The following is a 14271-nucleotide window of genomic DNA, read 5'->3' on the forward strand; positions in this document are numbered from 1 at the left end:
TGAGAAGCTAAATTAATTATTCGAAATATCTAATTAGACTAATTCGTTGATTAGACCGCATAATCTGATCGCTATCTTTGCCAGAAACCGAATAGACCTATGGGTTTAAGAATCTGCCTTTTCTTTTCTTTGATCGTCTTTTCAGTTGTTTCCTGCAGTGACTCAGCGTCACCATCTTTGAAGTCCGAAAACGGGTTTTATCAGGTTGAGATTACAGAATTGGCCGGAAGCAAAATCTGGAAAAATCTCGATGGAGAGGAGGATACGATTGAAAATTTCCTGCCTGTTCCAGTGAACCTGGGAGAGTTTGCGGTAGCGCCAATCGACAGCATCAACGATCGCGAGTTCATTAAGTGTTTCGTGCTCAACTCAGGTTCATCGGTCGGAGAGGTAATGGAGGTCTATCCAGTAGCGGTTTTAAAACTACTTGATGGAGAGAAATCGGTGCCTTTTATGCTGTTGGTTCCGAAGGAAAAGGAAAGACGATTGCTCGATATTCGAAGTCTTTTTGAGCTTCAAAAAGAATGCTACACCTGCAAAAAGAATCTTGAAGAATGGTTAAGTGGTCTTCCGGCTCACCGAGATTTGGTGTTCTTTGGATGGGAAGATGAAACTCAAGCTGAACGGTTGCTAGATCAGTATTCACAGATTTCGCAGTCTGCTGAAAACTAAAGTAATACAGAGGTATTCACAAACTGGCACAAGTGTTGTAAATTCGTGTGTCAACTTCAAAATCAAAGGGATATGAAAAAGGCAGTTTCAATCTTCGTTTTTATCCTGATCTGTGTAGGTCCGGTTTTTAGCCAGCTTGGCAATCAAAATGACGACAATGAGGTGATTGTTGTCAGAGACCCGAAAGAACGTGCTCCATCGCTAAGTATTGGTTTGCTCTTTGGCGCACCGCGTGGAGATTTTGAAGAAATCTACGATGGGGTTCCTGTAGGATTTGGAGGTCAGTTGCTTTTTAATCTGGGACAAAGTCCGCTAGAGCTGGGGCTCGATGGAAGCTGGCAAAGCATGGGGTCGAACTCCGATGACATTCGGATCCTGGCCGGACAAGACTCCGAAGGAAACAACGTTTACGAACGAGGAGAAATCGATGTAAACAACAACATTTACACCTATCACGCAGTAGGTAGATTTAAACCGTTTAGCGGCCGCTTCCAGATTTATGGGGACATTCTGGGTGGATTTAAAACCTACTCGACAAAAACCAAAATTCAATCTGAAGAATCATCAGCTCAGGCAGAGGCCGAAACCAATAAGGAGTTTCGAGATTTTGCAGTGAGCTACGGTTGGGCTGCCGGAGTGAAATTTCGCCTCACCAGGTCTTTTGCTGTAGAAGCGAGATTCTCTAACCTAAAAGGAGGAAATACGGAATACGTAGATCCAGACTCTGTGGAGATCGGTCCAGAAGGTGGGTTGACGTACGATACTAACGAATCGTCAACCGATATCATGACCTTTCAGGCGGGTATCAGTTTCGAGTTTTAGAGCTAATTTGACAATAAAATATTCCCTTTCAAAAGTGCCCCGTGTTCGGGGTATTTTTGTTTATACCCACAAAGCTGCAACTCATTCATATTTCATTAAAAAAGGCAGAACACTTCTCTATGCGGTGACGTAGACCGGGATACTAATTAGTTTAATCTCGACTTTATAAAATGCCGTCTACAATCGAACCTTTAAAAACTCGCTTTTACCTGTTGTTGAGAAACGTTCGGCACCTCAAAATCTCAGAACGTTTTCTCACTCTCGCATTTTTATTTTTTCTTCTTACCTCTATTCAGGCTCAAACCTCTTCACAGCAGTTTTCGGTGGAGCTGGAGTTTCGAACTGATTGTTTGCCAGGCCAAACAGACTGGCAACTGACGAATGCTGAGGGCGAAGTTATTGGCGAAGAGAGTTACTCTGGTTATGCTTTCCCTTTAGGCAGTGGCCCCCACGAATACTCTTTCGACCTCTCTGAGGGCTGCTACACTTTCACCGTTTACGATTCTGGAGGCAATGGGATGAATTCCGGTGGGTCCTTGTTTTGCTGGAATAATGGAGGTTTCACCATCTCAATGGAAGACGAAATTCTTGCCGAACTTGAGAATCCGGCATTTGGCAGTTCTGTGAGCTACACATTTTGTCTGGAAGCAGGCTGTATCGATCCAATGGCTTCCAACTACAACGAAGACGCTTTGGCCGATGATGGTTCTTGTGAGTACGAGGCTCCCTCTGCTGACTTCACTTATTCAATTGTTCAGTCGGGATGCGGTGATGCGCAAGTTAACTTTGAAGTTTCTACGGATATCCCGGCAGATTTCAGCTGGAGCATCCCGGGAGGGTCACCAGCTTCGGGGACAGGTAGCTCTTTTAGCTCTTCGCTCCCGGAAGGTGAGAGCTTTGAAGTTACACTTGAGGCTTCTAATGGCTGGGGTAGCAACGAGTCTTCTCAGGCGCTGGAAATTCCTGAAGGTCAGCCTGGAACCGAACTGGAATTTGTCTTCGAACCAGATTGTTGGGGTGATGAAATAGGATGGACGCTGTACGGTCCAGAAGGAGGCGTGATCGCAGAAGTTCACCCCGGTGATTACCAAAATGAATTTCCCGAAAACAGTATTTCTCACAGAACAGCCCTTTGTGCAAGCAACGGATGCTACACCTTGGAGATTTCTGATGGGTACGGAGATGGGTTTGCCGGTGAAATGTATCAGGATTGCAATGAAGATGGGGTCTTTTACATCGAAGATGAATCAGGTGAACAGTTTTATTTATTCCAGGGAAACCCGCAGTTCGGATCAGAGATAACGGTTGAGATGTGTCTGACGACTCACTTCACCTGGCGTGGAACTGTCAACTCAAATTGGAATAATCCACTTAACTGGGAAGAAAACCAGGTGCCTGGACCTAACCATAACCTCATTTTTGATCAGGTGAATTTTGCTCCTCAAATCACTCAAAACATTGCTGCCAAAAATATCATCATCCGACCTGGGTCAGTCATGAATTTTGATGAATTTACGGTGAATGTAAATGGCAACATCCGAATTGATGGAGATATTTCTGCTCAGCAAGGGACACTGCGCCTCAACGGAAATGGAAAGCACAAGTTGATTTCCAATGGTCAACCTGTTATCCGTAACCTGAGTGTTGATGTAGATACTCTCGAAGTTCTGACACCAGTGACGATCACAGGGAGACTGAACATCGAAAACGGTGTGATGGACATGAAAGAGAACTTGATTACTCTGGTGAGTGATGAAGAAAATACGGGAAGCATTGGACCGCTCGTGGGTAACGCTGAGATCATCACTAATCGAATTCGCGTTCAGAGATACATTCCTGCTGGACCTGCAGGATGGCGAATGCTCTGTACTCCGGTAGTAGATGCCACCTTTGAGCAGTGGAACGATGATTTTGTAACCACCGGTTTTGAAGGGGCGGACTATCCAACTTATGGCGGAGCCGACAATCCATGGAGTAACATCAGATATTACGATGAGACGATGATCGGTTTTGGTACAAATGTTAACTATGGGTTTGAAAGCATCGGCTCAGTTACCGACACGATCGATAACGACCGTGGATATTTTGTTTACATGGTGCCTGCGCCAACAATGGTGGAAGTGGAAGGAAACTTTCACCGGGGAGACCTCAGCTTGCCTTTGACTTATACCGAATCGGAAACTGATGAATTTAATGATGGGTGGAATCTTGTCGCCAATCCGTACCCATCTGCAATTAGCTGGGATGCCGCCTCCGGTTGGGTGCGCGATGGTATTTTCGATGCAATTTACCTTTATGATCCATACTCTGGCCAGTATTCTACTTATGTTGCAGGGATTTCAAATGGTTCAGCTACTGCCGAAATTGCTTCCGGTCAGGCGTTTTGGGTCAAAACCAACGGTTCTGCAGATCCACAGTTAGTAATCAACGAAATGGCAAAAGTTAGTGGTCATGGCGTATTTATGCGAAGCCAACCCATGGATACAGAAACTGTAATCCACATCGATCTCATTAGCGAAACAACTACCGACAGGGCAGTGATTGGGTTTAATGAAAACGCGACTAAAAACTTCGATGGCGACCTGGATGCCTTCAAGTTTTTTCCGCAAAATGCCAACCTCCCTTCCGTATGTACCATTGCGCCAGACAGCGTGCGTGAGCAGATGTCGATTAACTTATTCCCTACTCCGACTGAAGGTGGCTTCATAGATATCATGGTGAAAGAAGGGGCCGAGACGAGCTTCACCTTGCGTAATTCTTTGGTAGATGCCTACGACAATAATCTCTGCCTGACTTTAGAAGATCGGGAGAGTGGCAACTTTTACACTTTCAACCAGGGGGATGAACTGGCGTTTGAGAAGACAGAGTTTCCTTTGGAAGAACGATTTGCTCTGCATTTTTCAGCTCCACTCCAGGTTGGTGTTGAGAACGAAACCTGTCCGGAACTCAATGACGGGACAGCCGTGAGCCAGGGTTATGGAGAAGGACCCTGGACTTACCAGTGGCGCGATTTACATGGTGAGCTGCTTGCAGAGATTGAAGAGAGCAACGAACCGGGAACAATCGAAAATCTCGCTCCTGGCCACTACACGCTAACCGTGCTCAATGAATCCGAGCTGTGCCCAGTAGCGAGTACTACATTCCAGGTGCAAGCTGCATCGGAGCCAACTTGGGAGACTGAGGCGTTAGCCGCTGAGTGCAATCAAGAATTTGGAAGTTCTATTCTGGTCGATGTTGAGGAGCTATACGAATGGGAGTTTGAGCTACAAAATGGAGAAGGAGAACTGTTGAACACTTTTACAGAGATCAGCGAAGATTTCGTTATCGATAGCCTGAGCTCTGGAGTTCACCGTCTGGTGGCTACGCACAACTGCTCCGACAATTTCACATCTCAAACAATTGCTCTCAGAGATGAGGATGCGCCAAATGCATCTTTCAGCAATAGTGCCGACACTTTGAGTTACTCGCAAGGAGCTTCAGTGAGTTTCTTTAATCAATCAGCAAATTACGAAACTCTTCGCTGGGATTTCGGAGATGGAAACCTCGATTCGTTAACGCAAAACCCGGTTCACGTTTACGCTGGTCCAGGTGTCTACTCGGTATCTCTGGTTGTATCCGATGGCCAATGCTCAGATGAGTTCAATAAGACAATCACTGTCTCTGATGAGGTTCTGAGCGACCAAAGTTTGGATAGTGGCCAACAAGAAATTATGATGAATTATTTCGCTGGTACGATTGAAATTGATGTTGCCCAGAGTATTAATAATCGCGTAGAAGTTGAGGTTCTGAACAGTGCTGGCCAATTAGTTATTTCAAAGAAATTGAATGGGATCGATAACAATGCAACTATTGCTGCGGACGGTTTACCAGCTGGAGTTTTCTGGGTGAATGTTCGCTCTGGCGGCAAACTATTACACTCTCAGCGAATCGTAGAAACGAACCAATAATCAACAGCCTTAACCAAACGGCCTAACTTTAAATACATAAATCCCTCTTGCCCAATGTGGCGGGAGGGATTTTTTAGTTTGATCGAATGGCGACCACCGGGTTTAGATTACTTGCCGTTTTCGCTGGAAGCACTCCACTAATCAACCCTATAGCCAGGGAAATAGAAATACCGATGAAGAAGTTGGACCAGAACCAGCCGATCTCGAATTCCACAGGCATGAGATTGACGATGCCTACAATCAGAGCGATTAGCCCAAGTCCGATGAGGCCACCAAAGAGGCACAGCATCACACTTTCAAAAAGAAACTGCAGCATGATGAAATAATTTTTTGCTCCCAGAGATTTCTGAATCCCGATGATTCTCGTACGCTCTTTTACCGATACAAACATGATGTTTGCAATGCTGAAACCACCTACCAAAATCGCAAAAAAGCCAATGAAAAATCCGATGGAATTTACGTAGCCAAAAACATCATCAAGCGTTTTTGAAATGAGTGTACTCTCGTTAACAGCAAAATCATTTTCATCATTTGGTCGCAAGCTGCGAAGAGAACGCATGTTTGCTATCACATCGTCTTTGAGCTCGCTCAGCGAAACTCCATCTTTAGCTTTAATTCCTATTGAGACGTCTGTTTCCCTGTAATTGATCAGTCGTGCTCCAAAAACCGCAGGAACCATCACAACCCGATCAAAGGTTTGGCCGATCATCGAGTTTCCCTCTTTTTCAAAGACTCCAATCACATTTACTTTTAGTCCGTTGACCTTAATGTCTTTACCAATCGGATCTTGTGCCGGGAAAAGTGTCTCGGCAATGTCAGCCCCGATCACGCCCAGGTTTCTTCCTGCAGCCGATTCTACCTGGGTGAAGTAACGGCCATCTTGAAGTTTCACTTTCATCACGTCTTTGTAGTTGTGAGAAACCGACATGAGGCTCGTGTTTTTCGCAAAGCTGTTGCGGTGTTCCACGGTGGCGCTTATTCCCGACTGGAACGAAATGGCCTGGTGTGTCGTGAGTCGTTCGTCAAGCAGGTTCATGTCCTGCATGGTGGGTTGCTCTCGCTGAATGTACTTCCACCATTCGTATTCTTCTCCTGGCTCAGGTGCCCACGGCATTTTTTGTACGAAGATCACATCGTCTTCCAGCATGTCGAAACTTTCTTCGAGCGAGAGTTTCATAGTGTCCACAAGGGTGAACACCGCAATGATGGCGAAAATTCCGATGGTTACTCCCAGAAGCGAAAGCAGCGTGCGCAACTTATGAGCAACAATCGCCTGAAAAGCAAACGAAAAACTCTCGCGGATGAGTCGGAGGATGAGCATAGTTGCGAATTTAGCAGAAGCAACTCAATGTCCGATTGCTCAAATTGGGAAATGATCGAGATTCTATAAAATTAACAAGTCGATCAAAGTCGGGCTGTCGTGTGGCATTTCCCTGTGGCTTAATTACCTTTGCACCTTTCTAATTTGGAACCTCAAAAACCTGCGCCATGAGCCACACAAAAATCAAGTCTGCTCTGATTTCAGTATTCAACAAAGAAGGCCTCGAGCCTGTGCTCAAAAAACTCAATCAACTCGGAGTAAAAATTTACTCAACTGGTGGAACTCAAAAATTTATTGAAGATCAGGGAGTTCCTGTTACTGCAGTGGAAGATCTCACTTCGTACCCTTCGATTCTCGGTGGTAGAGTGAAAACACTGCACCCAAAAGTTTTCGGTGGAATTTTGGCGAGAAGAGAAAACGGTGAAGACATTTCCGAGTTGAACAGCTATCAAATCCCAGAAGTAGACCTGGTGATTGTCGACCTCTATCCGTTTGAAAAAACTGTGGCATCAGGTGCCGAGCACCAGGACATCATTGAGAAAATTGACATTGGAGGAATCAGTCTCATTCGCGCAGCGGCAAAGAATTACAAGGATGTTTTGATAGTGCCTTCAGTAGATCACTACGATTCGCTTATTGAACTCCTTTCGATCCACGGAGCTGAAAGTACAGAGGAGGAAAGAAGAAGTTTTGCCAGAGATGCTTTCGACATTTCTTCGCACTACGACACGCACATTTTTGAGTATTTCAACAAAGGAAAAAAGGCCGTTTTCAAAAACAGCATTCGCAAGAGCGAAACGTTGCGATACGGTGAAAACCCGCACCAGAACGGTGTTTTTTATGGCGATCTGGAAGCGATGTTCGACAAGCTTCACGGAAAAGAGCTTTCGTACAACAACCTTCTTGATGTAGACGCAGCAGTAAATCTCATGGCTGAGTTTAAAGATGAAAAGCCAACTTTTGCCATTCTCAAACACAACAACGCATGTGGGTTAGCCACGAGGGACTCCATTTCTGAGGCCTACTCAGCCGCACTTGCCGGAGATCCCGTTTCTGCTTTCGGAGGGATTTTGATTTCCAACACCACCATTGACTTGCCCACGGCAGAAAAAATCAACGACTTGTTTTGCGAAGTGGTGATTGCGCCAAAATTCGATGACGAAGCTGAGGAGCTTTTGAAGTCTAAAAAGAACCGAATTCTGCTCGTTCAAAAAGAAGTGGCGTTGCCGAAAAAACAGTTCAGAACGATTCTCAACGGTGTGTTGGAGCAGGACAAAGACATGATCACCGACCAGGTGAAAGATTTTGAGAAAGTGACAAAAGCCGAAGCCAGCGAAAGAGAGCTGACCGACTTAGAGTTTGCTAACAAGCTGGTGAAACACACCAAATCGAACACCATCGTTTTCGCTAAAAATTTGCAACTGTGCGCCAGTGGTACTGGGCAGACCTCGCGTGTAGATGCGCTCAAGCAAGCGGTAGTGAAAGCAAAGGCATTCGACTTCGACCTTAACGGAGCTGTGATGGCGTCCGATGCGTTTTTCCCATTTCCCGATTGTGTGGAGTTAGCCGATGAAGCTGGAGTGAAAGCAGTGATCCAACCGGGTGGATCCATTAAAGACAAACTATCGATCGAATATTGCGATGCTCACGGCATGTCGATGTACTTCACTGGAAACAGGCACTTTAGGCATTGATGTTTTTAAACAATCCACAATGGATAATTTTGAAAACCAGTGCGCGTTGCCTGAGCAGTAAAATATGTAACTTGGAACGCATCAAAATAAGCATTAGATCGTAAAAAAATTGCAAATTGCCGGACTTACAGGCACAAGCACACTAGGGACAAGTAAATAAATGGGATTATTTAATTTTTTCACTCAGGAAATCGCGATTGACCTCGGGACGGCCAATACGCTAATCATTCACAATGATAAAGTAGTGGTAGACGAACCGTCAATTGTGGCCAAAGACAGAGCCACTGGCAAAACGGTAGCGATCGGGCGAATGGCCCAGCAGATGCACGGAAAGACCCACGAGAACATCAAAACCGTAAGACCACTAAAAGACGGTGTGATTGCCGACTTCCACAGTGCCGAGGACATGATCAAGGGGATGATCAAAATGATCAACAAAGGCCGCAACTGGTTTGCCCCATCACTCAGAATGGTGATTTGTATTCCTTCGGGAATCACTGAAGTGGAAAAGCGCGCTGTAAAAGATTCTGCAGAACATGCTGGCGCAAAGGAGGTTTATCTGATCCACGAGCCAATGGCCGCTGCCATCGGTATCGGAATCGATGTGGAAGAGCCCATGGGAAATATGATTATCGACATCGGAGGTGGTACTTCCGAAATTGCTGTGATCGCTCTCGGTGGAATCGTAACCGACAAAAATATCCGAGTGGCTGGTGATGAATTCACGCAGGACATTGAGGAGTACATGCGCAGACAACACAACATCTTGATTGGTGAGCGCACCGCTGAGCAAATTAAGATTGAAGTGGGTGCCGCACTGAGTGACCTCGATGAGCCGCCAGAAGACTACAAAGTTCGGGGTCGCGATTTAATGACCGGAATTCCTAAAGAAATTCAGGTTTCTTCAACCGAAATAGCCCACGCACTTGATAAGTCGATTTCAAAAATTGAAGAAGCCATTTTGAGTTGTTTGGAGAATACGCCCCCAGAGCTTTCTGCAGATATCTACCGCACAGGAATTTATCTCGCTGGTGGAGGAGCTTTGCTGAGAGGTCTCGACAAACGGATTTCACTCAAAACAAAACTTCCGGTGCATGTGGCCGAAGATCCATTGAGAGCTGTTGCCCGCGGAACGGGAATTGCCCTTAAGAACATCGACCACTACCAGTTTTTGATGAGAGACTAAATGCGTAACAATGGCTGTGGTGCCTTCGAGGAAACCGACACAGCCCGACCGGTAAAAAACCTGGTCACAAACAAAAGTCTGAAAGATGCGCAACCTGATTCAACTTATTTTTCGCTATCACGTCTTTTTGCTTTTTCTGCTTTTGCAGGTCGTTGCTTTCGCCTTGCTTTTTTACAACAACCGGTTTCACCAAACAGCCTACCTAAGCTCTGCAAATGAACTGGTTGGTGATCTCTACAGCAAGCGAAATGCAGTGGAAGATTACATGCGACTTTCGGAGATCAACGATGAGCTGGCTCTCGAAAATGCACTCCTGAAGAGCAGGCAAAGAAGAGCCTACTACGACCTCAATGAAAACCTCATCCTTTCGGAAAACGACTCACTTTTTAGACAACAATTCGTCTACACCAGTGCCAAGGTTGTGAACAATTCGGTAAGCAAGAGACAGAACTACATCACCATCGACAAAGGAAGAAATCACGACATCGCACCAGAAATGGGAGTGGTGGCCAACAACTCACTGGTGGGTGTGGTAAAGGACGTTTCCGATCACTACGCTGTAGTGATGCCCATGACCAATACTAATTTTAGGGTAAGCGTGAAACTCAAGAAATCCGGTGAATTTGGTCAGGCTCGCTGGCCGGGAACCGATCCCGGAGTGGCGGAAGTAAACGATATTCCGAAGCACGCAAAAATTGAAGTTGGTGACACCATAGTCACCACAGGCTATTCCACGTTCTTCCCGGAAAACGTGACAGTGGGAACAGTGCGGACAAAAGAAATCAAAGAGGGAGAAAACTTCTATGCTCTAACCATAGATCTGTCAACAGACTTTAGCTCGCTGAGTTACGTGAATGTGATCATAAACCTGCTCAAAGAAGAGCGCGAAAATCTCGAAGAAAGGGTGCAGGATGCTGGGTAGAGTTTTAAGTCAAATATTCCGATTTGTATTTTTTATTCTGCTCCAGGGTTTGATTTTTAATCAGCTCAACCTATTTAATGGGTGGGTAAATCCTTACATCTACATCTTCGCAATTTTGATGCTCCCGGTTGAAACTCCTCGCACGGCCGTGCTTTTTATCGCGTTCGCTACAGGTGTTTTGGTTGACACGTTTAGCAGTACTCTGGGGATGCACACTTCAGCGTGTGTCTTTATCGGATTCATTCAGCCGTTAGTGCTTCGTGTGCTCGCTCCTCGCGATGGATACGAATTTGGGCAATTGCCGACTGTGCAGGAAATGGGCTTGAGTTGGTATCTGGCCTTTGCAGGAATCATCACGGTGGCTCACCACCTATGGTTGTTCTACGTAGAGATATTTAGGTTCAGCAACTTTTTTATCACCCTCCTTCAGGCAATTTCCAGTGCAGCCGCTACGCTGATAATAATGGTCATTATTCAATACCTGAGTTTTCGACCTAAGTCGAGGAGAAGATCATGAACTTAGACAATAGGAAATACGTCATCATTGCCATTGTGCTCTCAATCGCGGTGATCTTTTTGGTGCGTCTCTACTACCTGCAGGTGGTGGATGACACCTGGAAAGGTAAAGCCGCTGAGATGACCGAGCGCAAGATTACGATCTATCCGTCTCGCGGTTTGATCTACGATCGCAAGGGTAAACTGCTCGTGTCTAACAAGGCTGTTTACGATCTCATGATTTTGCCGCGCAACATGCAAGAAATGGACACAGTGGAGTTTTGCCAACTCGTGAATATCACAAGAGCAGAGTTTGACAGACGCTACGAACGAGCGGTTTCACCACCCAATGCTCCTTACCGGCCATCCATTTTTATTAAGCAAATTCCTCCGACAGAATACGCCAGGATTAGCGAAAAACTTTTCAAATACCCTGGCTTTTACGGACAGCCACGTACACTTCGAAATTATCCCTACCCGATTGGTCCGCTTTTGCTGGGCGACATTGCCGAAGTGAGTCAGAGAGAAATTGAACAAAATCCATTTTACAAACCCGGAGATTATATTGGAAAGAACGGAATAGAGAAAACCTACGAGGAGGAACTCCGCGGGAAGCGCGGGGCACGATTTGTTTTGGTTGACGTGCTCAACAACGAAAAGGGAGCTTTTGCTGAAGGTCAATTCGATACTATCGCACAGTCTGGGAGTGACCTGATGACAACCATCGATGCCGAATTGCAATATTACGGTGAGCGATTAATGCAAAACAAAAAAGGAAGTATTGTAGCAATTGAGCCATCCACTGGTGAGATTCTGGCCATGGTTTCCAGTCCGTCCTTTGATCCGAACTTGCTAGTAGGGCGAAATCGCGGTGAAAACTACATGCGACTTAAGGAAGACACTTTGAGCCCGCTTTACAATCGCGCCATTATGGGGCAGTATCGACCCGGCTCAATTTTCAAGATGATTCAGGCGCTGGTTGCACTTCAAACGGAAACAATTTATGAAAGCACAAGGATCAGATGCAATAGAAATATCATCGGATGCCATGGTGCACACAGTTATGACGATCTTGAGCACGCTATCATTCACTCGTGCAACCCCTACTTTCACGAAGTGACCAAACGAATGATTCAGTCTGGCGAACGCGACAATATTTTTTCTGATAGTCGCATCGGGCTGGCTCGGTGGAAAGAGAATATTGAAAGTTTTGGATTGGGGCGAGCACTTCAGGTAGACATCCCAGGTGTGCACGAGGGGTTCGTTCCGGGAGTCGACTACTACGATAGAGTTTATGGCGAAAGACGCTGGGCTTTTAGCACGATTTATTCGATTAGCATTGGCGAAGGTGAGCTTGGAATCGTTCCGATTCAGATGGCAAATCTGGCTGCAATCATAGCGAACAGAGGGTATTTTTATACGCCTCACCTGGTGCGCAAAATTCAGGAGGAGGGAGCAAAGCGCGAAGAGTATCAGAAAAAGCAATACACAGTTGTAGATCGCAAGCACTTTGATGTGGTAGTGGATGCAATGGAACGAGTGGTTTCTGACCCTAGCGGAACTGCAAGGAGAGCTCGCATTGATGGAATCGAAGTTTGTGGAAAAACAGGGACGGTGCAGAACGAACCGCGTCCCGACCACTCGGTTTTTATGGCTTTTGCGCCAAAAGACGATCCTCAGATTGCAATAGCAGTTTATGTAGAGTATGCAGGGTTTGGAGGAACCTGGGCAGCGCCAATTGCGAGTCTCATGATGGAAAAATACCTCACCGACTCTATTTCGAATCCAGCCAAGGAGCAGCGCATCCTGGATGCTAAATTTTTAGATTATTGAAAAGAACAGCACTGGCATACGACAAACTCGATTGGTTGACGATCTTCCTCTACCTGGGGCTCGTACTGGCTGGCTGGCTGAATATTTATTCCGCCAGTTTCAACCCCGAGGTCACCAATATCTTCTCTCTGTCTGAAGAGTACGGAAGGCAATTTTTGTGGATTGGTGTGAGCGTGGCTGTCGGTCTATTGATCTTGCTCGTAGAAGGCGAGTTTCTTCGAAGGCTTTCGATACCTGTCTACCTGGCCGTACTCTTACTGCTGGTGCTTGTGTTGTTTTTCGGTAAAGAAGTAGGTGGGAATAAAGCCTGGTTTAGAATTGGCGGTTTTGGACTGCAGCCATCGGAGTTTGCCAAAATGGCCACCAGCCTCATGCTGGCGTGGTTTGTCAGTTCTTCAGGGTCGAGGTTCAGGTCGATTTCTGTCCGTGCCCGAGCAGTATTGATTTTTGCAATACCCGCTGGACTCATTCTGCTGCAGCCCGATACAGGAACAGTACTCGTCTTTACTGCATTTATCCTCCCGCTTTATCGCGAAGGGTTTTCCGGAAACATTTTGATTGTTGGAATAGCCGGCATCGTGCTCGGAGTTCTTTCGATCCTGATGAGTTACACAAGTTTTGATCTCTTGCTTCTTGGACAGGTGGAAGGAAGTTATGTCCTGCTGGGGATTTTGGCAGCTATCGGGGTGGTCGGTGTGATGCTGGTGAGGTGGCTGGTTTTACCCAGATTTCGAAGGCGAAACACGACCATTGTGATTGTCTCTGTAGTACTGGCAATTGTCTTCTCTTCCTCGGTAAATATCGCCATTGAGAAAGTGATGCAGCCGCACCAGAAAAAGCGAATTGAGGTTTTGCTAGGCATCACCGAAGACCCGCAAGGTGCTGGTTATAATGTGAAGCAGTCGAAGACAGCCATCGGCTCTGGAGGTTTTTCTGGAAAGGGCTACCTCGAAGGTCCTTTTACCAAATTTAATTTCGTACCTGAGCAGAGCACCGATTTCATTTTTTGCACTGTAGGCGAGGAATGGGGCTTTCTGGGGAGTTCGTTTGTTATTATTCTTTATATCGCGCTGATTTTGCGATTGATTTTCATTGCCGAACGGCAACGTTCTCAATTCTCCCGTGTCTACGGCTACTGTGGAGCATCAATTCTTTTCATGCACCTCATGATCAACGTGGGGATGGTAATCGGACTGGTTCCTGTAATCGGTATTCCTCTGCCGTTCTTTAGTTACGGAGGATCGTCCATTATCGGGTTCACTATGCTGCTTTTTATCATGCTCCGTTTGGATAGTGAACGGTTGGAAGTTTTCAGGTAGTTCTATCTAAAGAACTCTCTCAAAAAGCTGTAAACTCCCTTAAAAAGGAACTCCATGAAT

Annotated in this window: 10 protein-coding genes; 9 read left to right on the forward strand and 1 reads right to left on the reverse strand. The window is 46.0% G+C overall.

Features of this window, described 5'->3' with window-relative positions; genetic code table 11:
• The first annotated feature begins 99 nt into the window (after positions 1 to 99).
• The 3 genes from ABHV44_RS07555 (at position 100) to ABHV44_RS07565 (ending at position 5441) form a co-directional block, all read left to right on the forward strand.
• Entirely contained in the window at positions 100 to 672 is a 573-nt protein-coding gene (locus tag ABHV44_RS07555) for a hypothetical protein (RefSeq protein ID WP_459074064.1), read from the forward strand.
• A gap of 72 nt (positions 673 to 744) precedes the next feature.
• Positions 745 to 1494 carry a hypothetical protein gene (locus ABHV44_RS07560; RefSeq protein ID WP_459074065.1) on the forward strand — a complete coding sequence of 250 codons (750 nt, stop codon included), beginning with the start codon at positions 745 to 747 and terminating at the stop codon, positions 1492 to 1494.
• Between the two features lie 170 nt (positions 1495 to 1664).
• Positions 1665 to 5441, forward strand: coding sequence for a PKD domain-containing protein (locus tag ABHV44_RS07565; RefSeq protein ID WP_459074066.1), 3777 nt, complete (start codon positions 1665 to 1667; stop codon positions 5439 to 5441).
• Positions 5442 to 5514: 73 nt separating this feature from the next.
• On the opposite strand, the gene ABHV44_RS07570 is transcribed toward ABHV44_RS07565, so the two are convergent.
• Positions 5515 to 6762, reverse strand: coding sequence for an ABC transporter permease (locus tag ABHV44_RS07570; protein WP_459074067.1), 1248 nt, complete (start codon positions 6760 to 6762; stop codon positions 5515 to 5517).
• A gap of 167 nt (positions 6763 to 6929) precedes the next feature.
• Here ABHV44_RS07570 and purH point away from each other — a divergent pair, with 167 nt between their 5' ends.
• From purH to rodA, 6 genes are all read left to right on the forward strand, one after another.
• Entirely contained in the window at positions 6930 to 8456 is a 1527-nt protein-coding gene (purH, locus tag ABHV44_RS07575) for a bifunctional phosphoribosylaminoimidazolecarboxamide formyltransferase/IMP cyclohydrolase (RefSeq protein ID WP_459074068.1), read from the forward strand.
• Positions 8457 to 8616: 160 nt separating this feature from the next.
• Complete coding sequence (locus ABHV44_RS07580; protein WP_459074069.1) at positions 8617 to 9642, forward strand: rod shape-determining protein; 1026 nt, start codon at positions 8617 to 8619, stop codon at positions 9640 to 9642.
• An 85-nt stretch (positions 9643 to 9727) separates the two neighbouring features.
• The gene (gene mreC / locus ABHV44_RS07585) at positions 9728 to 10564 is read left to right on the forward strand and encodes a rod shape-determining protein MreC (protein WP_459074070.1); all 837 of its coding nucleotides are present in this window, start codon (positions 9728 to 9730) and stop codon (positions 10562 to 10564) included.
• 49 nt (positions 10565 to 10613) lie between these two features.
• Entirely contained in the window at positions 10614 to 11081 is a 468-nt protein-coding gene (locus tag ABHV44_RS07590) for a hypothetical protein (RefSeq protein WP_459074071.1), read from the forward strand.
• Complete coding sequence (gene mrdA, locus ABHV44_RS07595; protein ID WP_459074072.1) at positions 11078 to 12892, forward strand: penicillin-binding protein 2; 1815 nt, start codon at positions 11078 to 11080, stop codon at positions 12890 to 12892. Before ABHV44_RS07590 ends, mrdA begins: the two co-directional genes overlap by 4 nt.
• Entirely contained in the window at positions 12889 to 14211 is a 1323-nt protein-coding gene (rodA, locus tag ABHV44_RS07600) for a rod shape-determining protein RodA (protein ID WP_459074073.1), read from the forward strand. Before mrdA ends, rodA begins: the two co-directional genes overlap by 4 nt.
• Positions 14212 to 14271: the final 60 nt, after the last annotated feature.

Source organism: Halocola ammonii, assembly GCF_049334165.1.
Lineage (GTDB): Bacteria > Bacteroidota > Bacteroidia > Flavobacteriales_D > Sanyastnellaceae > JBEGHD01.